The sequence below is a fragment of the Halomonas sp. BN3-1 genome (genome assembly GCF_003056325.1).
GTDB classification, from domain to species: domain Bacteria; phylum Pseudomonadota; class Gammaproteobacteria; order Pseudomonadales; family Halomonadaceae; genus Halomonas; species Halomonas litopenaei.
The window spans coordinates 224,929-250,125 of sequence record NZ_PYVV01000005.1 but is presented as its reverse complement, the minus strand read 5'-3'; the positions used below and the strand labels follow the sequence as shown (position 1 = coordinate 250,125).

The window sequence follows — 25,197 nt, the reverse complement described above, 5'->3', positions numbered from 1 at the left end:
TCGCAATCCTTGTTGTTGGTATTGGGTAAGGAATCGGTGATGGAACGCTCAAGCGAGCCCACCTGCTTTGACCTTAGTCGAACACACTCAAGAATTCCAAATCCTGAATACTATTTTTTTTAAACACTTTATTTATCAGATAGTTGTTGTTTTAAAATCCAGCAAGAAGCGACTCATGACATGCGGAGGCCATGCGGCAGGAGATCTACCGGGCGCCGAGCCGTGGGTGGCGAACCATGGGTGGCAAGCCGTGCACGGCGGGGAGTGTCCGGTAGCAAGGAGCAGAGAGACCAAGCCCCTTGATGCAGGGCTTGAGGGGAGGCTCGAAGGGAAAAGAGCCCTGGGAAAAGGGGCTCGAGGGCAAAGGTTTGGGAGAAAGCGTTCGGGAGAAAAGGTTCGGCAGAAAGGGTTAGGGGGACGGCGCGGCCAGCACCTGCGGCCCCTCGCCAGGCAACGCTCGCGGTCAGTCGTCGCCAGCGTTGTCGGGCAGCCCCTGCAGCACGGCCTGGCCGGTCTTGCGCATATGCAGGCTCAGGGCCTCGGACAGCGCCTGGGCGTCCCGCGCCTCAAGCGCCTCGACGAAGTAGCTGTGCTCGCGAGCGGACTCCTCCCAGCGACTGGCGTCCAGGTTGGCCATGTAACGCGCCCGGGTGATACGCAACGTCAGCGATTGCTCCAGGTCCTTCAGCACCCGATTGCCTGACAGGTCCGCCAGACGCTGGTGAATGCGTTGATTGAGGGCAAAGTAGCGCTTGCGCTGATTGTCCGCGAAATAGCCCATCATCTCGTCATGGAGTCGGCGGATCTCGGCGATGTCGGCATCAGAGGCGCGCACCGCCAGCAGGTTGCCCGCCAGCGATTCCAGTGCCGCCATGACCTCGAACAGATCACGTACCTCGTCACGATCCACTCTGGTCACCCGGGCCCCACGATGGGGCAGCATCTCGACCAGGCCTTCGCTGGCCAGCACCTTGAGCGCCTGACGCAGTGGCGTCGGCGACACCCCAAAGGCCTCGCACAGCGGTTTTTCCGCGATCCGGCTGCCGGGGGCCAGCTCTCCTTCCAGTACCATTTCGCGCAGGCGCTCGGCCACCGCCTCATAAAGGCTCGAGCGCTTGAGCGGCGCCGGGCGAGGCGATGACAGCACGTCCTGATCCAGGGACTCGTTCATGGCGGCTCCTTTTGCTCCTCGGTGCTCCTGGGTGCTCATGCTGGCTGCTTGCGGAGGACTGGGGCGTCGCTTCAGCCCACAGCGCCCTGGAGCGGGCACCCACTGCTCAGCACGCCGACCATCGACCACCAGCACTCAACAAAGCGCTGAAATCAAAGTTGTTTCCACACTCCATCGAAGATCCCAAGGCACGGATTCCACGACGGTCGCCAGGTGTTCACTGCCGCCTTCACAGCAATATCTCACGGCGATTGATGCAGTGTACTTGCAAAAACTCGACGTTATGCAATGCTGAAAAGGTCGTAGAAATTTGGAATTCCGAATTTCTTTCAAGATCCAGTGTAGCGCGCCACAGGCAAGACCGGCCACCGCCGATCCACCTCCGGGGCGCGCCACACACAACAACAACACGACCTTGCACAGGATCGCCACGCCCATGCAACGCACCCTTCTCGGAATGCTGACCCCCTCGTCGAACACCGTGCTGGAGCCCTACACCAGCGCCATCCTGCGGGACCTCATGCCAGCGGTCAGTGCCCACTTTCAGCGCTTCACGGTCAAGGAAATCTCGCTGAGCGAGTCGGCCCTGGCCCAGTTTGACCCCGCACCACAGCTTGACGCCGCCCGCCTGCTCAGCGATGCCCACATGGACGTGATCGCCTGGAATGGCACCTCCTCGAGCTGGCTCGGGTTCGACGCCGACCGCCGCCTGTGCGCCGCCATCACCGAAGCCACCGGCATACCGGCGACCAGCAGCGTACTGGCGCTCAACGAGGTGCTCGAGCGCACCGGGGTCAAGCGTCTAGGGCTGGTCACCCCATACCTTGACGACATCCAGGCCGCCATCGTCGACAACTACCGGCGTGAAGGAGTCGAGGTGGTGGCCGAGCGCCACCTCAACGACCGCGGCAATTTCTCGTTCTCCGAATACGATGAGCAGACCCTGGCCGAGATGGTCCGCGAGGTCGCCCGAGCAGAGCCGGAGGCGATCACCATCCTGTGCACCAACCTGCGCGGGGCCGGCATCGTCGAGGAGCTGGAGCGAGAGCTCGGCATCCCCATCTACGACTCGGTCAGCGTCACCGTGTGGAAGAGCCTGCTGCTGGCAGGCAAGGACCCCAGCGCCATCAACGGCTGGGGCCAGCTGTTTCACGACCCTCGGCTCGGCTGACACCCCCTGCCCCTCTCGACAGCAACAGCAATAGCAACATCAGCACCTGCAACAACCACCAACAACAAGATGAGGTTCTCCCATGCAAACTCCCACCCTCGTGACGGCGACCCGCCGGCTTACCCTCGGCGCCCTGATCGCCGCCCCCCTGCTGGTGGCCACCAGCCAGGCCCAGGCCGAAACCCTGCTGCGAGTAGCCGGCAATTTCTCCGGCAACAAGCTGCACGTGGACAACGTGGAGCGGCCCTTCTTCGCCGAGCTCGATGCCCGTGACGACCTGGCGGTGAGCTACAACCCGATGGACGCCATCGGCGTGGAAGCCGCGGACGCCCTGCGCAACATACGCTCCGGTGCCTTCGACGTGATGTCGGTGCAGATCGGTATGGCCTCCCGCGATGAGCCGTTCTTCGAGGGCATCGACCTGGCCGGGGTCACCGCCGACCTGGACCAGCAGCGCGAGGCGGTGGACGCCTTCCGTGCCGACTTCGACGCCCGCCTGCAGGAACGCTTCAACGCCAAGCTGATGACGCTGTGGCCATTCGGCCCGCAGATGATGTTCTGCAACGGTGACATCAACGGTGCCGACGACCTGGCTGGCAAGAAGGTGCGGGTGTTCACGCCGTCGATGTCACGGCTGGTGGAAGGACTCGGCGCGGTGCCGGTGACGCTGCAGTTCAGCGAGGTCTACCTGGCGCTGCAGCGCGGCGTCGCCGACTGCGGAGTGACCGCACCGTCGGCCGGCAGCAACGGCAAGTGGCCGGAAGTGACCGATCACTTCGTACCGCTGCCGCTGTCCTACTCGGTGCAGGGCCACTTCATGAACCTGGACACCTGGAACGGCTTCGACGCCGAGCAGCAGGCGTCGCTGAGCGAAGCCTTCGCCCGCCTCGAGGACCAGATGTGGGACCTGGCCTACACCGTCAACGACGACGCCATCGCCTGCAATACCGGTCAGCCGAGCTGCGAGAACCACACCGCCTACGACATGACCCTGGTGGACATCGACGAGGACTCCCGCGCGCGCATCGAGCAGATCACCTCCGAGGCGGTGCTGCCGGTGTGGGCGGAGACCTGCGACGCCCGCTACCCCGAGTGTACGGCGCTGTGGAACGCAAGCGTCGGCGAGGTCACCGGCCTGAGCGCCAGCGCGCCCTGAGCGGCGGCTGATCGACCTGTCGCCCACGACCAGGGGCCGCCCATGCGGCGGCCCCGCCCCCAGGAGCATCCCGATGTCCGATTCCCGTCCCTCCGGTGCGCATCCGCCACCCGACGCCAGATCGCCCGGCGCTGCATCCGGTGCCGCCTCGATGGCTGTATCACCGGACTCCCGGCTCGACCGGGGACTTACCCGTCTGTCCCGCGGTGCCGCTCTGGCCGCCGGCTACGGCGCGCTGTTGCTGTCTGCGCTGATCACCTTCGAGGTGCTGGCGCGCAAGTTCTTCGCCTTCTCGCTACAGGGGGTCGACGAAATCGGTGGCTATGTGCTGGCCATCGGTGTCGCCTTCAGCTTCGCCTTCGCCCTGACCCAGCGCGCCCATACCCGGGTTGACGTCCTGCTGACGCGACTGCCGCCCCGGCTGCGCGCCCTGCTCAACCTGGTGGCGCTGGTGCTGTTGTGCGTGTTTTCGCTGTTTATGCTGTGGCGGGCGGGCGCGACCCTGGGCGAGACCCTGGAGTTCTCCAGCCTGGCCAGCACCCCACTGCAGACCCCGCTGTGGATCCCCCAGTCGCTGTGGCTGATCGGGCTTTCGGTGTTCGCCATCGTCACCCTGCGAGCCGCCGTCCGGGCCGGAGTCCAGCTAACGCGCGGCCAGATCGGCGCGCTCAACGCCGGCTGCGACCCGCTCAGCGCCGATGACGAGCTCGACGAAGCGCGTCGCCACTATGTTGGCGCGAAGAGTGGCTCGCCTGGCCATTCGGCGGATGGCCAGATAGCCGGCCGGGAGAAGACACCATGATCTCCGTCACCGAGGTACTGCTGGGCTTTGGCCTGATGATTTCCATGATGGCGCTGGGCATCCATGTGGCGGTGGCCATCTTCACCACCGCCGCCCTCGGCGCCATGCTCTACCTGGGTACCCCGCTGCTGTTCTCCTTCGGCGACCTGTTGTGGGGCACCCTCAACGACTTCATCCTGACCGCCATTCCGCTGTTTATCCTGCTCGGCGAGCTGCTGCTGCGGGCCGGCATCACCGAGCGCATGTACTCGGCGCTGTCGGTGTGGCTCAACCGCCTGCCGGGCGGTCTGCTGCACACCAACATCGGCGCCTCATCGGTGTTCGCCGCCATGTCCGGCTCGTCGGTGGCCACCGCCGCCACCATCGGCACCGTGGCCCTGCCGGCCTTCGCCGAGCGCGGCTACAGCGAGCGCCTGGCGCTGGGCACCCTGGCCGCCGGGGCGACGCTCGGCATCCTGATTCCGCCCAGCATCAACATGATCATCTACGGGGCGATCACCAACACCTCCATCGGCGCCCTGTTTATCGCCGGTATCGTACCCGGGCTTGCCCTGGCGGCCACCTTCATGCTGGTCATCATGGGCATGAGCCTGCTGCGCCCCGGGGTCGCCGGCGAGCGCGAGCCGCGGGTGCCGCTGGCCCAACGTCTGCGCTCGCTGGTCGATCTGCTGCCACCGGCGTTCGTCTTCGCCATCGTCATCGGCAGCATCTACAGCGGCTGGGCGACCCCCACCGAGGCCGCCGCCCTGGGGGTGGTGGCAGCACTACTGCTCGCGGCGCTCAACCGCAAGCTGACCATCGCCATGCTTCACGAGTGCTTTCTGTCCATGGCACGCACCACCGCCATGATCATGCTGATCATCTCTGCGGCGTTCTTTCTCAACTATATCGTCGGCATCCTCGGCATCCCCTTCGCCCTGACCCAGTGGGTCTCGGAACTGGGACTGTCGCCGCTGGGGCTGATCTTGGCACTGGTGGTGTTCTACCTGGTGCTGGGCTGCTTTCTCGAGACCCTGTCGATGATGATCGCCACCGTACCCATCGTGGTGCCCATGGTGGTGCAGTTCGGCTTCGATCCGGTGTGGTTCGGCGTATTTCTGGTGATCATGATGGAGATCTCGTTGATCACCCCGCCCATCGGCATGAACCTCTACGTGGTGCAGGGGGTGCGCGGACGCGGCTCGATCGTCGACGTGATGATCGGCAGCCTGCCCTTCCTCGCGGTGATGCTCGCCTTCGTCGCCCTGATCACCGCATGGCCGGCCATCGTGCTGTGGCTGCCGGGGGTGATGGGATGATCGGCGATATCCGCCACGCCTTGGCACCAAGCACCTGAACAACAATGAATAACTCCGGCGCGAGCCGGTCTCTGGAGAGCAAGATGCAACGCCTCGATACTCTGATCACCAACGCCACCGTGATCACCGCCGCCGACCGCTTTGTCGCCGATATCGGCATTCGCGACGGGCGTATCGTCGCCCTCGGTGAAGGACTCGCCGAGGGTGCAGGCCCAGTCGGCGAGACCATCGACGCCAGCGGCCTGTGGGTGATGCCCGGCGGCATCGACGCCCACTGCCACCTGGCCCAGCCGCTGGGTGACGGCGCGGTGATGGCCGATGACTTCGCCAGCGGTACCCGCTCGGCGGCGGCCGGTGGCACCACCACGGTGATTCCCTTCGCCGCCCAGTTCAAGGGACAGTCGCTGCGCGCGGCGGTGGAGGACTACCACCGCGAGAGCGACGGCAAGGCGATGATCGACTACGCCTTTCACATGATCGTCACCGACCCCAACCAGACGGTGCTGCGCGAGGAGCTGCCGGCGCTGATCGAGGAGGGTTACAGCTCGTTCAAGATCTACCTGACCTACGACGACCTGAAGCTCAACGACCGCGAGGTGCTCGAGGTCCTGGCGCTGGCCCGCCGCGAGGGCGCCATGGTCATGGTCCACGCCGAAAACGCCGACTGCATCGCCTACCTGACCGAACTGCTGGAAGCCCAGGGCCACACCGCCCCGCGCTACCACGCCGAGGCCCACTCCTCCATCGCCGAACGCGAGGCCACCCACCGCGCGATCTCGCTGGCCGAGCTGATCGACGTACCGCTGCTGATCGTCCACGTTTCCGGCCCCCAGGCGATCGAGCAGATCCGCTGGGCCCAGAGCCGTGGCCTGCGGGTCTACGGCGAAACCTGCCCCCAGTACCTGATGCTGACCGCCGATGACCTGGATCAGGACGGCTTCGAAGGCGCCAAGTGCGTGTGCAGCCCACCGCCCCGGGACCCAGCAGCCCAGCAGGCGGTGTGGGAGGCGCTGGAAAGCGGTGTTTTCCAGGTGTTCTCGTCGGACCATGCGCCCTTCCGCTACGAGGACGACAAGGGCAAGAAGCTGCATGGCGAGGAGGCGAGTTTTTCCTGCATCCCCAACGGTATTCCGGGGCTCGAGACGCGCCTGGCGATCCTGTTCTCGGAGGGCGTGGTCAAGCAGCGCATCGACGCCACCCGCTTCGTCGCGCTGACCGCCACCAACCCGGCCAAGATCTACGGGCTATACCCGCGCAAGGGCACCATCGCCGTGGGCAGCGACGCCGACCTGACCCTATGGGACCCGGAGGCCCGGGTCACGGTGCGCAACGACGATCTGCACCACGCGGTGGACTACACCCCCTACGAGGGCCTGGAGCTGACCGGGCGGGTGGTCATGGCGCTGTGCCGAGGCCAGGTCGTCGCCCGCGATGGCAAGCCCTGCGGCCAAGCCGGTGACGGCCAGTTCCTGCGCTGCGACAAGCCCACCCCGGCGAGGCCCAGAGGGCAGGCCAAGGGGTTCTAGGCTTCATACAAAAAATCGACGATCGATGGTTAGACAAGGCAAGAATCGGCTACAAACCGCCTGATGTGATGTTTGTGGCCGATTAGGAGAGATGGTGTCTAGGCAACATCCAGCAGAGAACCTGAGGACTGGCACCATGGCTGCTACGCTCAACCATATTGTGTTCGGCGCTTGCGTCCTCAGGCGACTCCTGCGGGCCGACGGCCCCTCGTGGAGACCAGGCCCCCATGGAGCTACAGTGAATGTCAGACATCATCGGGAGAAGGCGCTGCTGGAGGCATCTGAAAAAGTCACCACAGGGGTCATCATTGGCTCTACCATTGGCGCCCTGATCAACCCCAGGGCCCAGATGGCCACTTCCCTGGTCGCCATTGGGCTTGGCATGCTGCTGATGGCACTGATCGCGTACCGGCTAGGCTCCCTTCGAGCCAATGAGGACGCGACAGAGGAGGGTAAGGCATGACACTCAACGAACTCCTGCTTGGCGCCGCCATCGGCCTGTCGCCTGCACTGGTCTATCTGGTCGGCATGCTGATCATGCGCCTTCAGGACCTGCGCAGGCATCCGTAACTCGACCGACACCCCTTGATTCTGGTGATATCAACAGGCACGCCCCGGTGGGCCTGTTACTATTGGCTATAGGCCTGGCCACAGTGACCCTGGCTGGGATTGCTACTTACCTCGGCCATCTACGCGCGGCCGAAGATGCCGTCAAAGGAGGCAGCTCATGAGTCGCAATGCCGCCATCGTTGTCCTGGGGCTCATGCCCGCCGTCGTTTTCGGCGTGAGCCTGCTACTGATTCGCTGGCGATACCGCTAGCCCCCGACCTTCCTTCACGCTCACAGAGCCCTCGGCCACCTCTCGCCTCGTGGATTCTGGCGACAATACATCAGCCATATCAACAGAGTCGCGGCCTCCAGACAGCCAGGCGCCCATTCAATCGGTAAGCCCCTGGTACTGGCGCCCTTCCCAGGCTTTCGCGCCCCCCGGCTGCTTGAGCAGCCCACTTGCAACCCTGCCTACCCCAGCGCTTCCTCGACGATGGCGCGGGCCTCGTCGCTCATGGGCAGGCCCAATGCGAGCTGGTGGGCGGCAGGGGACATCTTCTTCCAGGTCATCTGGACGATGCGGATCAGGTGGTCGTGATCGACCTGACGCGAGAAGTCGGCGAAGTAGTTCTCGAGGAACACCAGGCAAGCGCAGTCTTCCACCGCCTGGGTGCCGGGGTCGCGTCCCAGTCCCTGCTTGCGGATCATCCGCGCCACCTCGTCGGCGTCGGCGTCGCTGTAGCCGCAGGCGCGCATCACCTCCGCCGCCAGTTGGCCGGCGCGCTTTCCCTGGTCACGTCGCCAGGTTAAATATCCGATGCGGCCCTCTTCATAGTCACTGCGCGGCACCTCCCAGCGCTTCAGGTGCTGGTTGTGCACGGCAAGCTGCACCAGCTCCGCTGCGTCGGGATCGAGACGCTCGAGCCAGGCGCTCATGCGCCCGGCGTGCCACAGCTCCTGGGGCTGTGACGCCCCGCCCACCTCCACGCGGCGAGGGTCCTCGGCATGCAGGGCGTCGAGCCTTGCCTGGGCCTGGTCGAAGGGCGTTGTCGTCATGGGATTCCTCGATGGCGTCGATGCGTTGCCATCATGGTAACGGTCTGACGGCCATCTCAGTAGTCTTGCGCTGCTCCATGGCCGCGCAGATGACGGCAGGCCAGCGCCAGCGGCAGCAGAAAGATGGCGAAGCACCACATCGCGGCGGCAACCAAGACGACAAGCAGGAGGCGCGTCCACGGACGCTCAAGGGAGGTCAGCAGCGGGCGAAGCCCCTCGAGCAATACGCCCAGCACCAGATCCATGCTCGGCAACAGCATGGCATTGAGTACCCCGGCCCAGATCGCCAGGTCGCCGGGCACGCCATGGGGCACCAAGCTGACCAGCGCCAGCAGGGCCAGCACGAGAAGCGCCATCCATCGACAAATGCGGCGAGGTTCCGTCGACAGGGCGGGCATCGGTGGGAACCGGTGGGGCAGCGTGAGCATGGGGAGCACCGAGCAGGAAGATATTCATACTCTATACTGCTCCTCCCCTACCCCCTTTGACTGACCTTTGTGTGCGTAATCACTTACAACACAATCAGCATGACCTACATCACGTTTTGCGCAATCCGTCCTCTGAACCGACGAAAAATCGTCAATCGACTAGTACCAACGGCCGATACGTGACGCCAAAACAGCGCAGGGCCGACGCTTTTGCGTCGGCCCTGCGGAGTAGAACGCACCAGATGGAAACCGGTACCTGAGTCGCATCAGCCAGGCTAGAAGGTATAGACCACGCTGCCGGTCAGGCTATCGACGTGCCCGATCTCGTCGGCATCGATGCGCTCGACCTCCAGACGCCCGGTCACATCGAACAGCTGCACCCGGGCGCCCAGCCCGAATACCGGGTCGGTGCCGGAATAGTCCTTGTTCAGGCCATTGCCGCTGCGGTCGGCGTCCCAGTCCGCCATGCCGGCCTTGCCGTAGACGCCGAAGGGGCCAAAGCTGAAGCCGGCGATGCCCATGGCCTGCAGGCTCTCCACCTCGAGCCGTGCCGAGGTGCCGTCGACCTCACCGTCGAGCTCACCGCCGTTGAGGTAGGACAGCTCCGCCCCCAGGTCGAGGAAGGGCAGCCAGCCGAAGTTGTAGCCGGCAAAGACCTTGGCCGCCGACGCCTCGTCGTCAAAGTCGTCATCGCCCTGCATCTGGCCGGCGCCGACACCGACGTACAAGCCGGTACTGCCGCCCGCCACGCAGTGGGTCGACGTCAACAGGGCCAGCCCAAGGGCGGCCCCGACCAGCGCCATCCGCCGCAATATCCGTGACATCCTGAAAACTCCGTAGAAACGTTGTCCTGTTGTGCGAGACCAGGCACACCTGACACTTTATTTCAGTCTATCGTGGGAAGACATTCTTTGCAGTACCGATTGTAGGAAAGTTCCACGCCTGCCTCGAACGCTCTGGCGGCTACCTCAAGTGGATGGCCCGAGGGAGGGAAGTCGTGGAATCCCAGCTATTGTTATGTTATAACCTTCAACCATTTTGCTCGACCGATTCGCCCCGGAGCTATCCTGCATGACCCATCGTCACCGCCCCGAAGGGCCTTGCCACTTCTCGCTGATGTCCCTGTCCGTGCGGCGCCGACTGATACTGGTGCTGATTCCCCTGCTGCCACTGTGGCTGGCGGTGTCCTGGTCCGCCGGATGGTGGCACTGATGTCACGCCTCGTCTTGCATGATCTGCAGTTGGCACGCGGCGGGCGCACCGTGCTCGAACATCTCGAGGGGCGCTTTCAGGATGGCGCCATCACCGCGCTCATCGGCGCCAACGGCGCCGGCAAGAGCACCCTGATCCAGGCCATCATGGGCAACTTGACGCCGGTCGCGGGCCGCGTCGAATGTGCCGTTCCGGCGGCGCGCCGCGCCTGGCTGCCGCAGCAGTTGGCGCTGGACCTGAGCTTCCCGATGAGCGTCGAGGAACTGATCATGACCGGCACCTGGCCGAGCCACGGTGCCTTCAAGGGTTACTGCGCCGCTCACTATCGCCGTGGGCGCGAGATCATGGAACGTCTGGGCATCTCGCGGCTGGCCCACCGCCCGCTGGGCGAGCTGTCCGGAGGCCAGCGCCAGCGAGCCCTGATCGGCCGGACGCTGATGCAGGAAGCCGAACTGCTGCTGCTCGATGAACCCTTTGCCAACGTCGACGTCGATACCGTCGAGATGCTGATGGACGTGCTGCGCGAGATGGCCGAACAGGGGGCGACCCTGATCATCGTGCTGCACGACATGGAGCAACTGGCACGCCTGGCCGATGACGTCCTGATCCTGTCCCAGGGCCACGGCCGCTGGGCCACGCCGGATGCGCTGGTGGAGCGTCACACCGGTCAATTGACCCGCCCACCTCGACTGCCGCTGACCTTTCCTGGATCTGTCTGAATGCTCGACTCGCTGCTTTCCACCCTGTACCTGTGGCTGATCGCCCCTTTCGACTATGCCTTCATGAGCCGCGCCCTGCTGGCCAGCCTGGCGCTGTCGCTGGCGGCGCCGCCGCTGGGGGTCTTCCTGATGCTGCGCGGCATGAGCCTGATCGGCGACGCCATGTCCCACGCCATCCTGCCCGGTGTTGCGCTGGGTTTTCTGATGGCCGGTTTCTCGCTGCCCATCATGAGCCTTGGCGGCATGCTGTCAGGGCTATTGATCGCGCTGTTGGCCGGCAGCGTGTCCCAGCTCACCGGCCACCGGGAAGACTCGGCCATGGCGAGCTTCTTCCTGATCTCGCTGGCGGCCGGGGTAATGCTGGTCGCCCTGGGCGGCAGCAGTGTCGATCTGACCCATGTACTGTTCGGCTCCATCCTGGCGGTGGACACCACCGCCCTGGTGCTGATCACCGGCATCAGTAGCCTGATCGTCATCACCCTGGCGGTGATCTTCCGCGCCCTGGTGGTGGAATGCCTCGACCCGCTGTTTCTGCGCAGCCAAGGCACCAGAAGCGGTCTGGTCCACGGTGTCTTCCTGGGACTCGTCGTGCTCAACCTTACCGCCGGGTTTCAGACCCTGGGCACGCTGATGGCGGTCGGTCTGATGATGCTGCCGGCCACCACCGCTCGCTTCTGGAGCACGCGCCTCGAGGGCCTGATAGTGCTGTCGGTGATGATCGCGCTGGGCGCCAGCCTCGGTGGCCTGCTGATTTCCTACCACCTGAGCCTCCCCTCTGGACCGGCCATCATCCTGCTGGCCGGTGTGGCCTATCTGCTGTCGGCGCTGTTTGGCCGCCAGCACAGTCTTTCTGCTCGCCTTCGTCGTCGCGCCACACCGCTGCGCGCCGACGACCACGCCTGACGCGCCCCGCCTTCCCCTGACCAACCGGAGATCAACGTCCATGCCACTGTCACTGCCTCATGCCTTCGTCAAACGCCACGCCTGGATTGCCCTGACGGGACTCGCCCTTGGCCCCCAGGCCGTGGCAGACGAGCCCACCCAGGTGGTCGCCAGCTTCAGTGTATTGGCCGACATGGTACGCAACGTCGGCGGCGACAGGGTCGAGGTCACCTCACTGGTCGGCCCCGACAGCGACCCCCACGTCTACTCCCCTCGCCCGACCGACGCCAGGGCCCTGGCCGAGGCAGACCTGGTGGTGCTCAACGGCCTGCAGTTCGAGGGCTGGATGACGCGCCTGCTCGACGCCAGCGGCTATCAGGGCAAGACCGTTGTCGCCACGGACGGAGTGCCGCTGCTGGCCTATGGCGGCCAATCGCTGCATCGCCAGAAAGAGGAAGGGGCCGAACACGACCATGAAGAGCACGACGGCCACGACCATGACAGCCATGAAGAGCACGACGGCCACGATCATGGCAGCCATGAAGAGCACGACGGCCATGACGGCCATGAAGAGCACGACAGCCACGATGGTCACGACGGCCACGATGATCACGACAGCCACGACCATGGCGAGTACGACCCCCATGCCTGGCTCGACCTGTCGGCAGGACTGATCTATGTCGCCAATATCCGCGACGGACTGATCGCCGTCGACCCTGACAACAGCGAGCACTACGCGTCCAGGGCCGACAGCTACATGGAGGATATCCAGGCGGCCCACGATCAGGTGCTCGCGCTGCTCGACGACCTGCCGGAACACGCCCAGGTCATCGTCGGCCACGACGCTTTCGGCCACTTCTCTCGGGCCTACGGCATCGACTTCCTGTCGCCGGTCGGTCTGTCCACCGAAGCGGAACCGTCAGCGGCAGATATCGCGCGCATGGTGGACGTCATCCGTGAACGCCAGATTCCGGCGCTGTTTGTCGAGAACATGTCCAGCCCGGCGCTGATGGAACAACTGTCCGAGGAGACCGGCGTGCCCATCGCCGGCTCACTCTACAACGGCGCCCTGTCCGAAGAAGGGATGACGTCTCACTACCTGGGAATGATCCTGCACAATGCCGAGGTGCTGCATCAGGGGTTGGTCGATGCCGAGGGTCATGACGATAGCCACGATGGCCACGACCACGACCACGACCACGACCACTGATCCTGCCATCACGACCCACTCGCTCGACAGCTCGAGTGGACGCCACACGTCGTCCTGTCGACCTGCAGAAAACAAAGGACCGCCCTGGGGCGGTCCTTTCGTCTTTCGCTCCAAACGGCGGTCTTCAGTCGACGCTTGAGGCAACCGACATCAGGCTTCGGGGATCTCCAGTGCATCGCGCACCACGGGCCAGGCCTCCTCGCCGTCGCGCGTGGTGACCCCCTCGAGGAAGCCCTTGGTCTCCTCGGGGTGTTCACGCAGCCAATCGACGGCGACCGCCTCCGGCTCGCGCTCTTCATAGCTGAAGCCACGGATCATGGCGCTCTGGTCATCGGCGGTAAACACCAGCTGATCGAGCAGACGGGTGGCATTGGGGTGGCTCTCGGCGAACTCGCTGCGCACCAGGGTGCGCACGTCGCTGCGGCCGCCTTCCGGTCCCCACATGTCCTCGGGGTCATCCAGATAACGCACGTCGAACTCGATGTTCATCCAGTGCGGGGTCCAGGCGGCGAACACGATCCACTCTTCACGATCGATCGCCGCGTCCACGGCGCTCAGCATGCCTGGCGTCGAGGTCTCGGACAGGTTCCAGTCGCCCAGACCGTAGGTGTCCTCATCCACCGCGCTGTTGAGCGAGTCGCTCATGCCGGAGCCCACCTCGATGGAATAGATGGTGCGGTCCAGCTTGTCGGCAAACTCTTCCTTGTCCAGATCCTCCGCCGTTTTCACGCCGGCTTCGTAGACGTAGGTGGGTACGGCAAAGCCGAGGCGCGCACCGTCGACGTTGTTGCCAAGGTCCTCGAGCTTGGACTCGCCATCCTCGAAGCTGGCGTCGTACATGCCCTGCTGGGCCGGCAGCCAGGCCGCCAGAAAGGCGTCGAGCTCTCCCTGGCGCAGGGCCTGATAGGTGATGGTGGAGCCCAGCTCTTCCTGAACCGGCTCATAGCCCAGGGTCTCGAGCAGGGTGGATGCCAGGGCCGTCTTGACCGTTACACCGGGCCAGGCGGGCACGGAAAAACGAACCTGGGCATCTTCCTGGTCCTGAGCGTGGGCGCCGAAGGAAGCCGCGAGCGCGATCGAGGCCGCCAGGGCCAAGGGCATGGAATGGTGTCGCATGGTTCACCTGTCGATAGCTGTAGAAGCCTTCAACCATACCGGCTCGGCACACCGCCTCAAGAACGCGCCTTCAACGACAGGGTCACGGCACCGCACTTACCTGTTTGCCAGAAGTCCTTTGCTGGACCAGTCTTAAGAGGCCCGTTTCGCCGGAGGAAACACCAAGATGGCTGACATCGACTACACCCTGGAGCGCCAGATTACCCTCAAGGCACTCGCCAAGGCCTTGTCCCGCGGGTTTTCGCCCATCGTCGAGGTGGAGTCGATGGATGGCATCTACACGGTGCGCTTTCATCACGCCAACGGCACCACGGAGCTTGCCGACGACAAGGGGCGAACCCGCACCTTTCTCGGCACCGGCGAGATCCGCGAGTTACTCGGCGGCGTCGGCCTGACCCATGGCGTCCTGACCTGGACCGACCAGTGCGGTGACGAGATGATCGGCGTGGAGGGCAAGGCCATGACCCCCGACGAGATGCTGGCCAACGGCACACGCATCTCCTTTCGTTAGGGGGCACGTATCTCCTGTCGTCAGGGGGCATCGGCCTGTCGGTCGCGTCCGCGCCTGGTCGCCTGGTCGCCTTGTCGTTGTCGCTACGCCTGCGGCGCCAGCGACACATTACGCCTCGGCCCCCTTGGCCTGCCTGGTAGGGCAGAGTACCGTAGAGGGCGCCTCGTCTGTGCAGGGAAAGCCGCAATGACCACTTCGATGCCGTGGTACACCAGGTCCTCTTGGACAGCCCTGATGGCACTGCTGCTGGTACTTCTGGGGGGCTGTGCCTCGGCCCCGCTGAGCACCGATGACGGCGGCCAGGGACTGTCCATGGAACGTGCCCTGATCCTGTCCGAGGCGCGCAGCGCCGTCGGCACCCCCTACCGGTTCGGCGGCAACGATCCGCGCGGGCTGGACTGTTCCGGCCTGGCCCAGATGACGTATTCCCGGGCGGGTATCCCCTTGCCGCGCTCATCCCGGGAGCAATACCGGCGCCTGCCGCCCATCGACGAGGCACGGCCGGGTGATCTTCTGTTCTTCGCTACCGGCAAGGGTCCCGGGGTCAGCCATGTCGGCATCTACGCCGGCGACGATGTGATGATCCACGCGCCCGGACGCGGGCGAACGGTCACCACCACCTCGCTGTCCATAGACTATTGGCAGGATCGCTTCGTCGGGGCGGCCGCGCCAGCGCCCTGACGCTCGCTGTCACGAGGCCGCGCCCCGGTCTCACCGATCGACCCGACGGGTCCGCCTGGGCCCGTCGCCATCAACCGCCAAGGAGACGACCATGACGCTACGACTGGGTGATACCGCACCGGACTTCACACAGGAAAGCACCGCCGGCACCATTCACTTTCATGAGTGGGCCGGTGACAGCTGGGTCATCCTGTTCTCTCACCCCAAGGACTTCACCCCGGTGTGCACCACCGAACTCGGGGAAGTGTCGCGCCTCAAGGGTGAGTTCGACAAACGCAACGCCAAGGCCATCGGCCTGTCGGTGGATCCCATCGAGGATCACCACGCCTGGGCCGGCGATATCGAGGACACCCAGGGCCACGGGCTCAACTTCCCGCTGCTCGCCGACGCCGATCGCAAGGTCAGTGACCTCTACGACATGATCCACCCCAACGCCAACGACACCCTGACGGTGCGAAGCGTATTCATCATCGATCCGGCCAAGAAGGTGCGCCTGACGCTGACCTACCCGGCCAGCACCGGACGCAACTTCGACGAGATCCTGAGGGTGCTGGACAGCCTGCAGCTGACCGACGGCTACAAGGTGGCGACCCCGGTGAACTGGAACCATGGCGACCGTTGCATCATCGTGCCCGCCGTCTCCAACGACGAGGCCAAGACCCTGTTCCCTGAGGGCTGGGACGAACAGCGTCCGTACCTGCGTTTTGTCAAACAGCCCGGCAAGAAGTAAGGACGGAGCAGGCAAGACGTAAGGACAGAAGTGTCCGAGGGAGGGACGAGCAGCGCCCCCTCTCTATCTACCGCTACGTCAGACAGCCTGTCCCCTCAGCGATGGCCGCCCCCGGGCGGCCATCGTCGTGTCGGCGTCTTCCTGCGCCTAATAAGCATATAACGGATTGATCGCACGCCTGCGTGTCGCCCTCGTCCCCCGATCGTTATCATGCTGATCATTAACTTCATTGCTCCGGGAGGGCTCCATGCCCCAGCTCCTTTACCGCTGGCTGACCGCCGCCGCCCTGCTTCTGCCTGGTACCGCCATCGCCGCCGACGAAGGTCCGCTGGAGGTTGGTTATATGCCGATCCTGCCGGTGGCTCAGCTATTCGTGATGGAGGGCGAAGGCTGGACCGAAGAGGCCGGCCTGGAACTTGAGCTGACACGCTTTTCCAGCGGGCCGGCGATGGTCCAGGCGCTGGCCTCGGGTGATCTCGACGTCATGTACTTCGGTATCGGCCCGGCCATGGTGGCTCGCGCCAACGGGGTACCGATCAAGGTACTGGCGGCCGCCATCCAGGAGCAGATCGGCCTGGTCGCCCGCGGCGAACTGGCCAGCCTGATGGCCGACGCCGACCCGGCCCAGGCCATCGCCGACTTTACCGAGCGCGAAGGCCGTCGGCCCAAGATCGCCACCTTCCCCAAGGGCTCGGTACCCGACACGGTATTGCGCTACTGGCTGGACGAACGCCTGGGCATCGGCAGTGACGCCGTCGAGATCGTCGCCATGGGCGCCGATCGTGTCCAGCAGGCGCTGCTGGCCGGTGCAGTGGACGCCGCCTCGACCCTGGAGCCGATACTCTCCACCGTGACCGAACGCCTCGACGACGCCCAGATCGTGGCCCACGCCTCGGACATGTTGCCGGGTCAACCCGGCGCGGTGCTGGCAGCACGCGAAAGCCTGCTCGAACAGCGCCCCGATGCCGTCAGCACCTTGCTCGAACTTCACCTGCGAGCGACCCACGCCCTGGTCGATACGCCACAGCAGGTCGCCCCCTCGGTGCGCGAGTTCGTCGGCAAGCGTCTGGTGCCGCTGGAAACCGTAGAGGCTGCACTGTCCTCGCCCTTCGCCAACTACGGCGCCGATCCCCACGCGATCGTCGAGGGCACCCGCACCATGCATGACTTCCAGCTGGCCAACGGCACCCTCAAGCAGGGCCTCGACATCGACACTCTGTTCGACACCCGCTGGTACGACGACCTGACCGCAAGCGCTGACGCAGACGCCGAAGAAGGCGACACGAGCCCATGAAGTCGGTATCTCGTAGCCGGCGCACCGGCCTCGGTGCGCTGGGGCTCGTCGCCTTTGTGGCACTCTGGGAGATCTCACTGCGCCTGGGGCTGCTGCCCGGCAATCTGGTTCCGCTGCCCTCTGCGATCCCGACGGTCTTCTGGGGCGAGGTGGTCGACGGCATCTGGTGGGAAGTCGTCAGCTCGAGCCTGTCTCACTACAGCGTAGGGGTGGCTATCGGCTCGCTGGCAGGCATCGCCATGGGCGTAGCGGCGGCCCTGCTGCCGGTGTTCGACGCCCTGCACGCCTGGCTGGCGCGCCTGCTGCGCCCGATCCCGCCACTGGCCTGGATCCCTTTCGCCATCATCTGGTTCGGGATCACGCCATCGGCGGCGGCCTTCATCATCAGTATCGGGGTGTTCTGGATCAACTACTTCGCCAGCTACAGCTCGGTGCGTGCGGTGGACCCCGGCTATGACGAGGTAGCCAGGGCCTTCGGCCAGGGTTCGCTGCTGGCCCGCCTGACCAAGGTCAGCCTGCCAGCGGCGGCCCCCGGCATCCTCGGTGGCCTGCGCGCCGGCCTCGGCCAGGGCTGGATGACCGTGGTCGCGGCCGAACTGTTCGGCATTCCCGGCATCGGCCAGCGCATGATGGAGGCCTCGGGCCTGCTGGCCACCGATATCGTGGTGGTCTACATGCTGACCATTGCGGCGCTCTACGCCCTGTTCGACCTGGGCTTCCTGCATCTGCAAAAAAGGCTGCTGATATGGACACCCTGACAGCCGAACGCAACGCCGACGCCTGCGTGCTCAAGGCCCATGACCTGGCCCTGGGCTTCGGCGGCCAGCGTGTGCTCGAACATGTCGACCTGAGCCTGGCTCCACGGGAGTTCATCGCCATCGTCGGTGCCTCCGGGGTCGGCAAGTCGACACTGCTGCGGGCACTCTGCGGCCTGCTGCCGGCGGTGGCAGGCGAGCGCTGGCTGGACGAGAGCCCACGTGATGGAGCGCGGCCCTGGTCGATGGTCTTCCAGGCGCCACGGCTGTTTCCCTGGCGACGCATCCGCGCCAATGTGGCGCTCGGGCTCGAGGGACTGGGGTTGTCCCGGGAGGAGCGCCAGCGCCGCGCCCTTGCGCCGCTGGAGCTGGTCGGCCTGGGCGACATGGCCGAGCGCTTTCCTTCCACCCTGTCCGGCGGCCAGCAACAGCGTGTCGGCATTGCCCGGGCGCTGGCGGTAAAGCCCCGGGTGCTGTTCATGGACGAGCCCTTCTCGGCGCTGGATGCGATCACTCGCCGTCGCCTGCAGAACGAGTTGATCGACCTGCGCCAGCGCACCGAGGCCGCCATCGTCTTCGTTACCCACGACATCGAAGAGGCTGTACTGCTGGCCGACCGGGTGATGGTGCTCGGTGGACATCAGGGCGGGGCCCCGGCGCGGGTCATCGATACCCTCGAGATCACGCTGCCCGCCGACAATCGCCGTGAGCATGCCGACTTCGGCGCCCAGGTCCATCATCTGGAAACATTGATCGGCGCCGCCCCGGAGGCGTCATGAGCGATACCGACCTGCCCCCCCGCGAAGCGGGTGATTCACGCTTGAAGGTGATGCTTCACGCTCCCTGCGCCGAGAGCCTTGCCCGCGCCAGGCGCAATGCCCGCAACCTCAAGGCCGCCAGCCCCGACGCCGAGGTGCTGATCATCACCAACGCCGGCGGTGTGGCCGCCGCCGTCGCCACCCCGGACGACACCGACGTGTGGTTAAGACTGTGTCGCAACAGTCTCGACGCCCAGGGCATCGTCGACACCCGGGGACTGGCCATCGTCGAGGCAGCGGTACTCACCCTGGCCGAGGGCCAGCGCAAGGGCTGGGCCTATATCCGCGCCTGACGCACGCGTTTGATCCACGTCCGGACAGACCGCCTTGGCAGGAGGCCATTGCGGTCGCCCTTGCAGATCACCCTTGCAGGTCACCCTTGCAGATCACCCTTGCAGGTCGCCCTTGAAGGCGAGGACGGAGCCAGGCGCGACGCGCCCTCTGCCCCCCACGATACCCATGCTCTGCCAATGGCGTTCGACCAATGTCGCAGTTCGCCGACTGAACATTTTGCAGATTCGCGCATCAGACCTTGTCACAAATCTTTCAATAAAGCTTAAGCGCGCGTTAAGGCAAAGCCGTTACGCTGCAGCCCTAGCGATGGTGTCAGTAGATGTCTTCTGGCCCGCCCCCTGCACCGACAAGGAATTCCGAACATGCCCTTCCTACAGCAGGTCTCCCGTACTCGCCCCCGCTTCGCCACCAAGGGGCTTCTTCGTATCTCTCTGGCCCTGGTCGGCGGCCTCTCCCTGATGGCCTTCTGGTCGTCCATCAGCCTGCCCCTCGGCAGCCTCAGCCTGATTCTCGGTGGCCTCGCCCTGTGGCCCCGAACCGCAAGCTCGGAGCGTCGAGACGACGCCACAGACAGCGGCAACGGCGTACCGGTTCGCGAGCTCGCCCTCGCCGCCCTGGGGGTATTGATCGCGCTGCAACTGCTGGGCTGACGCCCGGCGAGCTGTCGCGGCTCACCGTCTCCCGGCTCAGGGGGATATCTCAGGCCATCGCCGCTTTACAGCGGCGCGCAGTGGCCGGATCATGACTCCCTGCAAGGCGACCCTCGCCGCCTTCGTCCAACGCCAGGGAGGCCTGTCATGATGACGACACTCACCGGCGCCGACATCGGCGCACGGCTGACCCGGCTGCGCCAGGCGGCGCCGCTGGTCCATAGCCTGACCAACTACGTGGCCATGAACAGCGCCGCCAATGTGCTGCTTGCCGTGGGCGCTTCACCGGCCATGGTCCATGCGCGTGAGGAAGCGGCCGAGTTCGCGGCATTGGCCGACGCTGTGCTGATCAATATCGGTACGCTCTCGCCTCACTGGGTCGAGGCCATGGTCGAGGCTGCCACCAGTGCCGGCGAGCACCAGACCCCCTGGGTGCTCGACCCCGTCGCCGTTGGCGCCACCGCCTATCGGCGAGAGTCTGCCGCCAGGCTGCTGGACTTGAGGCCCAGCGTCATTCGCGGCAACGCCTCGGAGATCATCGCCCTGGCCGAGGACGGTCTTGGCGGGCGTGGCGTCGACTCCACTGCCGCCAGCGACGACGCCGTGCAGGCGGCCGTCGCCTTGGCCCGGCGCCAGGAGGGGGTGGTAGCGGTAACCGGTGAGGTCGATCTGGTCACCGACGGCCGGCGGCTGGTGCGCGTGCCCGGTGGACACCCGCTGATGCCCCGCGTGACGGCGCTGGGCTGCGCACTGTCCGGTGTGGTCGCGGCCTTTCTCGCCGCCGATCAGGATCCGCTGGTCGCCACCTGCGCGGCCCTGGCCTGCTATGGCGAAGCCGGCAGTCGCGCCGGCCGCACCGCCCAGGGTCCTGGCAGCTTCGCCGTCGCCTTTATCGACGCCTTGCATCAGCTCAATCCCGAGACGCTGTTACGGCGGGAACCTCTCGCCATCGAGTCTCTCGACTGACCCGACCGCCCTACCCGATTCATGTACCAGGAGCCCCTCGTGACCCACTCTCCTCGACGCCTTGATGCGCGCCTGTTCGACCCCCGCAGCCTTCGCCTCTATCTGGTCACCGACCCCGGGCTGTGCGCATCCATGGGGATTGAAGCGACGGTGGAGGCGGCGGTACGCGGCGGAGTCAGCCTGGTGCAGCTACGTGACAAGACCGCCAGCGATGACGAACTGGTGCAACTGGCGCGCCGTCTGAAACCGGCGCTGGCCGAACACGGCGTCCCGCTGGTCATCAATGACCGCGTCCAGGTCGCGCTAAAGGCACAGGTCGACGGCGTGCATCTGGGGCAGGACGACGGCGATGTGGGCGAAGCCCGCCGCCTGCTGGGCGAGACAGCGATCATCGGCCTGTCGGTGCAGCACCCCGACCAGCTGTCGCGCCTGGATGTCCAGGCACTGGATTATCTCGGACTCGGGCCGGTATTCGCCACGCCGACCAAGAGCGACCACGCCACGCCGCTGGGCTTCGATGGTCTTGCTTCGCTGGCGGCGGCGAGCCCGCTGCCCAGCGTGGCCATTGGCGGGCTCAAGCGCGAGCACGCCTCGGCGGTGCGTCAAAGCGGCGCCGACGGCATGGCCGTGGTCTCCGCCATCTGCGGCCAGGAGGACCCGGCGTGCGCCGCGAGGGACCTGCTGACGGCCTGGGAAGGCTGAACCGGCCTGGGAGCCCGGCCAGGCAGCCCACCGCCGAACGCGACCCTTAGACGCGAGGCCTGACCCTTCGACGCCCATGGACCATTGCGGCGATCAGGTTGTCGCCCAGTCGTCGCCCCTCCAGGATGGCGCCGCCCACGTGCAACGGCACCAGACACAGTACCGCCGTGGCGAGGCCCTCGTGCAGCTCCTCCATCCAGTGCACATCGTGGAAACGCTCGGTGTGCACCATCAAGATGCCGGTGGTACCGAGCCCCACCAGCAAGGCCAGCATCAGCAACATCATCACCGCCCCCAGCGGGGTATGGGTGATGCGCTGAGGGGAACTGTTTTCCTTTGCTTCCTGTGCTGCGGCCTGTCTCTTGAGCGCCGCTCCAAGGCGCGAGGGTGTCGGCCAGAAGCTCGACCAGCGCACCGACCAGGGCCCCACCAGCCCCCAGACGACACGCAGCCCTATCAGCCCCATCAGGGTGTAGCCGATATAACGATGAGGGCCAATTTCGGCGTAATTGAGGGCAAACCCCAGCACCAGCGCCCAGTGAAAGACGCGGACCAACGGGTCCCACACCTTGATCTGCCGGCTTTTTGAATGTGACGGAATCGATGCCATCGTCCTGCTCCCTGAAGGTGATACGCCTTGTCGCGTAACAGGCAGCCTGACGGCAGCAACTTAAGGCAAGCTTAGGACGGCAAGCGCCTCCCCCCAAGGCGACGTGATGTCGGTCAACCTCCTGGTCCTTCCATCCGATCAAGCGCCCAGCTCAGGCCGAAGGGCGCCGCTTGAGGCTGGTGCGCCCCTCCTGGTAGGCGATCGCCAGGCCGCTGGCGATGATCAGGGTGCCGCCGATCAGCACCCCGAGATCCGGCACCTCGTCCCAGATCATCCAGCCGAGCAGGACCGCCCACAGCATGGCGGTATAGTCGAAGGGGGCGGCGATAGCGGCCGGCGCGTGACGAAAGGCCAGGGTAATAAAGGCGGTGGCGCCGACCCCGAGCACCCCGGACATGAGAAAGGCCGGCCAATGCTCCAGCGCCGGCGCCTGCCATACCAGCGGCAGAGCGACGCCGGTCACTACAAAGGGCACCAGAGTCATGTAGAACACCATCGCCCACAGGTGCTCGCGGGCGCCGTAGCGCCGAGCGGTGATCATCATCAAGGCATAGAACACCGCCGCCCCGAGCATCGACAGGGCACCCAGCGAGATGCCTTCACTGCCTGGACGCACGATCACCAATACACCGGCAAAGCCCACCAGCGACGCCAGCACCACCGGCACGCTCACCCGCTCGCCCAGCAGCGGGACCGACAGCAGGCTGACAAACAGCGGCGCGGCAAAGGCGATGGCGGTGCCCTCGGCCAGCGGCATCATCGTCAACCCCAGCACGAAGCAACCCATGGTGCCGGTATAGATCAGACCACGGATCAGATGCACCCCAGGACGTCGGGTCGACAGGGTGCGCAGGCCGCCCCCCTGGTGCGCCAGCAGCATGATCAACGGCAACGACACCAGGGTGCGAAAGAAGATGATCTGCAACGGCGAATGCACCTCGCCGAGCCACTTGGAAATGGCGTCACCGAGCGCCAGGCACAGCACGCCAAGACACATGAACCCGATACCCTTGAACGATGACCCCATGCTCTCCTCCCTGTCCGCAGCGCTGATGGCAAGTGGCTCACGACCACCATCTACCTGACCCAAAAACGAACCCCGCCGGCACGGGGCCGACGGGGGTAACAGACACAACGTTAGGGGGCGAACGCTTCGCTGGCAAGAACAGACGCACCAGAACTGTGCACTGGTCTATGCCATGCAGCAAAAGGCCCGCCGGAGGCGGGCCTTGTCGGAGAACGACGTGAAGGCGGCGCGAACGTGACGCTTAGAGGCTGGCCTGAACGACCATGCAGTCCATGCCCTGCTGCAGCAGTCGCCGACAGGCCGAACGGGCCTGGCCTTCCTGCAGGTCCACCACGCGGGCACGGTAGATGTTGGCATTGTCGGCTCGCGCCACCGCTACCCGGGCGTGGGCCATCTCGCCCGCCAGACGATCGGCCGCCTGGCTGGCCTGGCTGCGCGCGCTGTCCATGTCGCTGAACGCCCCCACCTGGACCCCCCAGTCGCCGGTCTGCGCGATGGTGCTGTTCGCATTCGCGCTGGTGGTGTTCGTGCTCGCCGCGCTGGACGGCGCGCTCGACACGGCACTCGACACAGGGCTGGGCTCAGGCCTCGCCGCTGCCGCGTCGGGCACCGAGGCCGCCACCGGAATCGATGCCAATGCGGGTGCCGAGGCACTCGGCTGGTCGATCAGGTTGCGCAGCGGGTCGGGACCGGACGAAGAACGACGCGAATCAGAAATGATCGGGGCGGCGGACTCGAAGCGCACCGGCGCTGTCGCCGACTGGCGGCTGGCCAGCGTCGGCGTGGCCGGACGAACCACGGTCTCGACCCGTGACGGCCGCACCGCGGTCGATGGCACCTGAGCGACACGGCTCGGCGTCGGCGCAGAGATCAACCCACGCTGGCGAGGCGCCATCAGTTCGCCACCGGAGACGTCGGTATTGGCAAGGAAACCACGACCGTCGACCAGCGAAGCCCGCAGGAAGCCACGGTCGAGCAGGCTCATCATCTGCTCATCACGGGAAGCGGCGGTGTAGCCGCCCATGACCACCGCCACCATGCGCCGTCCATTGCGCGTGGCCGAGGTCGCCACATTGAAGCCGGAGGCACGAATGAAGCCGGTCTTGAGACCATCGGTACCCGGGTACTTGGTCAGCAGACGGTTGTGACCGGTGTGACGAGTGCCACGCCAGGTGAACTCGGTAAGAGAGAAGTAGGGGTAATACTGGGGGAAGTCCAGCATCAGACGACGCGCCAGGATGACCATGTCCCGCGCCGTGGTGACCTGGCCGGAGTTGGGCAGGCCAGAGGCGTTGCGGAAGGTGGTGTTGTTCATGCCCAGGCTGCGCGCCTTGCGGGTCATCATATCGGCGAAGTGCGACTCGGAACCGCCCAGGGACTCGGCCACCACCACCGCCACGTCATTGGCGGAGCGCACGACCAACGCCTGGATGGCCTTCTCCACCGGGATGCTGTCACCGGGCTTGAGCCACAGCTTGGTCGCCGGCATCGAGGCCGCATGGGAAGAGACCGGCAGCGGCTGGCCCAGACTCATGGTACGACCGTCCAGAGCCTCGAACAGCATATAAAGGGTCATCATCTTGGTCAGTGAGGCCGGATAGCGGCGCTCATCGGCGTTTTCCGCGTACAGGATCTCATGACTCTCGGCATCCACCACGATGCCTGCGTAGCGCGGATTGCCTGCCTGGGCGGACTGCACCACCATCAGACAGGTCACCACCAGCGCGACCAGCATCGTCAGCGAACGCCACCCGGAATTCCTTGTGGTCACCATTTATCCAAACCCCTGCGATTTCCAGACTGCACTGACGGCATTATGACCCACTTGACCGGCCTGTACAGGCCAAATTGGCGAGCGTTCAC

The 25,197-nt window shown here is 65.4% G+C and carries 28 protein-coding genes; 20 read left to right on the top strand and 8 right to left on the bottom strand.

Translation table 11 applies throughout. The features are described 5' to 3' along the window. Positions 1-463 precede the first annotated feature (463 nt). The gene (locus C9F12_RS09260; RefSeq protein ID WP_162816426.1) at positions 464-1,171 is read right to left on the bottom strand and encodes a GntR family transcriptional regulator; all 708 of its coding nucleotides are present in this window, start codon (positions 1,169-1,171) and stop codon (positions 464-466) included. A 436-nt stretch (positions 1,172-1,607) separates the two neighbouring features. Here C9F12_RS09260 and C9F12_RS09255 point away from each other — a divergent pair, with 436 nt between their 5' ends. The 6 genes from C9F12_RS09255 to C9F12_RS09230 all read left to right on the top strand — a co-directional run bounded on the left by C9F12_RS09255 (position 1,608) and on the right by C9F12_RS09230 (position 7,587). Beyond that, entirely contained in the window at positions 1,608-2,342 is a 735-nt protein-coding gene (locus tag C9F12_RS09255) for an aspartate/glutamate racemase family protein (protein WP_108448674.1), read from the top strand. An 82-nt stretch (positions 2,343-2,424) separates the two neighbouring features. Then, positions 2,425-3,498 (top strand): TRAP transporter substrate-binding protein, encoded by a 1,074-nt coding sequence (locus tag C9F12_RS09250; protein WP_108448673.1) that lies wholly within the window; start codon positions 2,425-2,427, stop codon positions 3,496-3,498. Between the two features lie 73 nt (positions 3,499-3,571). Further along, positions 3,572-4,300 (top strand): TRAP transporter small permease, encoded by a 729-nt coding sequence (locus C9F12_RS09245; protein ID WP_108448672.1) that lies wholly within the window; start codon positions 3,572-3,574, stop codon positions 4,298-4,300. Then, positions 4,297-5,598: a TRAP transporter large permease gene (locus C9F12_RS09240; protein WP_108132151.1), complete on the top strand. Its 1,302-nt coding sequence runs from the start codon at positions 4,297-4,299 to the stop codon at positions 5,596-5,598. The genes C9F12_RS09245 and C9F12_RS09240 overlap by 4 nt, the downstream gene beginning before the upstream one ends. Before the next feature lie 44 nt (positions 5,599-5,642). Then, a complete protein-coding gene (hydA, locus tag C9F12_RS09235; RefSeq protein WP_083970361.1) occupies positions 5,643-7,124 on the top strand; it encodes a dihydropyrimidinase in 1,482 nt (493 codons plus the stop codon). 238 nt (positions 7,125-7,362) lie between these two features. Beyond that, complete coding sequence (locus C9F12_RS09230; RefSeq protein ID WP_108132150.1) at positions 7,363-7,587, top strand: hypothetical protein; 225 nt, start codon at positions 7,363-7,365, stop codon at positions 7,585-7,587. Positions 7,588-8,144: 557 nt separating this feature from the next. On the opposite strand, the gene C9F12_RS09225 is transcribed toward C9F12_RS09230, so the two are convergent. From C9F12_RS09225 to C9F12_RS09215, 3 genes are all read right to left on the bottom strand, one after another. After that, entirely contained in the window at positions 8,145-8,729 is a 585-nt protein-coding gene (locus tag C9F12_RS09225) for a DUF4202 domain-containing protein (RefSeq protein WP_108448671.1), read from the bottom strand. A gap of 56 nt (positions 8,730-8,785) precedes the next feature. Next, complete coding sequence (locus C9F12_RS09220) at positions 8,786-9,073, bottom strand: hypothetical protein (RefSeq protein WP_162816425.1); 288 nt, start codon at positions 9,071-9,073, stop codon at positions 8,786-8,788. A gap of 359 nt (positions 9,074-9,432) precedes the next feature. Further along, positions 9,433-9,981 carry an outer membrane beta-barrel protein gene (locus C9F12_RS09215; RefSeq protein ID WP_052704403.1) on the bottom strand — a complete coding sequence of 183 codons (549 nt, stop codon included), beginning with the start codon at positions 9,979-9,981 and terminating at the stop codon, positions 9,433-9,435. A gap of 247 nt (positions 9,982-10,228) precedes the next feature. Here C9F12_RS09215 and C9F12_RS22805 point away from each other — a divergent pair, with 247 nt between their 5' ends. The 4 genes from C9F12_RS22805 to C9F12_RS09200 are packed head-to-tail and all read left to right on the top strand — an operon-like array spanning position 10,229 to position 13,180. Beyond that, positions 10,229-10,369: a hypothetical protein gene (locus C9F12_RS22805; protein WP_205254655.1), complete on the top strand. Its 141-nt coding sequence runs from the start codon at positions 10,229-10,231 to the stop codon at positions 10,367-10,369. Further along, complete coding sequence (locus C9F12_RS09210; RefSeq protein ID WP_045993493.1) at positions 10,369-11,088, top strand: ATP-binding cassette domain-containing protein; 720 nt, start codon at positions 10,369-10,371, stop codon at positions 11,086-11,088. The genes C9F12_RS22805 and C9F12_RS09210 overlap by 1 nt, the downstream gene beginning before the upstream one ends. After that, positions 11,089-11,991, top strand: a complete 903-nt coding sequence (locus C9F12_RS09205; RefSeq protein WP_108448669.1) for a metal ABC transporter permease — start codon at positions 11,089-11,091, stop codon at positions 11,989-11,991. It begins immediately after the preceding gene. Positions 11,992-12,031: 40 nt separating this feature from the next. Then, positions 12,032-13,180 (top strand): zinc ABC transporter substrate-binding protein, encoded by a 1,149-nt coding sequence (locus C9F12_RS09200; protein WP_108448668.1) that lies wholly within the window; start codon positions 12,032-12,034, stop codon positions 13,178-13,180. A gap of 150 nt (positions 13,181-13,330) precedes the next feature. Here the strand turns inward: C9F12_RS09200 and C9F12_RS09195 are convergent, their stop codons facing one another. Then, positions 13,331-14,296: an ABC transporter substrate-binding protein gene (locus C9F12_RS09195; protein WP_108132146.1), complete on the bottom strand. Its 966-nt coding sequence runs from the start codon at positions 14,294-14,296 to the stop codon at positions 13,331-13,333. A 166-nt stretch (positions 14,297-14,462) separates the two neighbouring features. Between C9F12_RS09195 and C9F12_RS09190 the strand changes: the two genes are divergently transcribed. The 10 genes from C9F12_RS09190 to thiE all read left to right on the top strand — a co-directional run bounded on the left by C9F12_RS09190 (position 14,463) and on the right by thiE (position 21,697). After that, complete coding sequence (locus C9F12_RS09190) at positions 14,463-14,807, top strand: hypothetical protein (protein ID WP_045993496.1); 345 nt, start codon at positions 14,463-14,465, stop codon at positions 14,805-14,807. 234 nt (positions 14,808-15,041) lie between these two features. Beyond that, positions 15,042-15,488 carry a C40 family peptidase gene (locus C9F12_RS09185; protein ID WP_240184218.1) on the top strand — a complete coding sequence of 149 codons (447 nt, stop codon included), beginning with the start codon at positions 15,042-15,044 and terminating at the stop codon, positions 15,486-15,488. Between the two features lie 91 nt (positions 15,489-15,579). Further along, complete coding sequence (locus C9F12_RS09180; RefSeq protein WP_108132145.1) at positions 15,580-16,218, top strand: peroxiredoxin; 639 nt, start codon at positions 15,580-15,582, stop codon at positions 16,216-16,218. A gap of 247 nt (positions 16,219-16,465) precedes the next feature. Beyond that, positions 16,466-17,512, top strand: a complete 1,047-nt coding sequence (locus tag C9F12_RS09175) for an ABC transporter substrate-binding protein (protein ID WP_045993498.1) — start codon at positions 16,466-16,468, stop codon at positions 17,510-17,512. Further along, positions 17,509-18,270 (top strand): ABC transporter permease, encoded by a 762-nt coding sequence (locus tag C9F12_RS09170; protein ID WP_108448667.1) that lies wholly within the window; start codon positions 17,509-17,511, stop codon positions 18,268-18,270. The genes C9F12_RS09175 and C9F12_RS09170 overlap by 4 nt, the downstream gene beginning before the upstream one ends. Then, positions 18,258-19,046 carry an ABC transporter ATP-binding protein gene (locus C9F12_RS09165; RefSeq protein WP_108448666.1) on the top strand — a complete coding sequence of 263 codons (789 nt, stop codon included), beginning with the start codon at positions 18,258-18,260 and terminating at the stop codon, positions 19,044-19,046. Before C9F12_RS09170 ends, C9F12_RS09165 begins: the two co-directional genes overlap by 13 nt. Then, complete coding sequence (locus C9F12_RS09160; protein WP_108448665.1) at positions 19,043-19,378, top strand: hypothetical protein; 336 nt, start codon at positions 19,043-19,045, stop codon at positions 19,376-19,378. Before C9F12_RS09165 ends, C9F12_RS09160 begins: the two co-directional genes overlap by 4 nt. A gap of 363 nt (positions 19,379-19,741) precedes the next feature. Further along, positions 19,742-20,029, top strand: a complete 288-nt coding sequence (locus C9F12_RS09155; RefSeq protein WP_108448664.1) for a hypothetical protein — start codon at positions 19,742-19,744, stop codon at positions 20,027-20,029. A 147-nt stretch (positions 20,030-20,176) separates the two neighbouring features. After that, positions 20,177-20,995 (top strand): hydroxyethylthiazole kinase, encoded by an 819-nt coding sequence (gene thiM, locus C9F12_RS09150; RefSeq protein WP_345840295.1) that lies wholly within the window; start codon positions 20,177-20,179, stop codon positions 20,993-20,995. Between the two features lie 39 nt (positions 20,996-21,034). Continuing rightward, positions 21,035-21,697, top strand: a complete 663-nt coding sequence (gene thiE / locus C9F12_RS09145; protein WP_275886754.1) for a thiamine phosphate synthase — start codon at positions 21,035-21,037, stop codon at positions 21,695-21,697. A 46-nt stretch (positions 21,698-21,743) separates the two neighbouring features. Here thiE and C9F12_RS09140 read toward each other — a convergent pair whose 3' ends face one another. The 3 genes from C9F12_RS09140 to C9F12_RS09130 all read right to left on the bottom strand — a co-directional run bounded on the left by C9F12_RS09140 (position 21,744) and on the right by C9F12_RS09130 (position 25,108). Next, complete coding sequence (locus tag C9F12_RS09140) at positions 21,744-22,307, bottom strand: cytochrome b/b6 domain-containing protein (RefSeq protein WP_108448662.1); 564 nt, start codon at positions 22,305-22,307, stop codon at positions 21,744-21,746. Between the two features lie 151 nt (positions 22,308-22,458). After that, positions 22,459-23,334 (bottom strand): DMT family transporter, encoded by an 876-nt coding sequence (locus C9F12_RS09135; protein WP_045993504.1) that lies wholly within the window; start codon positions 23,332-23,334, stop codon positions 22,459-22,461. A gap of 241 nt (positions 23,335-23,575) precedes the next feature. Next, on the bottom strand, positions 23,576-25,108 hold the full coding sequence (locus tag C9F12_RS09130; RefSeq protein ID WP_108448661.1) for a D-alanyl-D-alanine carboxypeptidase: 1,533 nt from the start codon (positions 25,106-25,108) through the stop codon (positions 23,576-23,578). Positions 25,109-25,197: the final 89 nt, after the last annotated feature.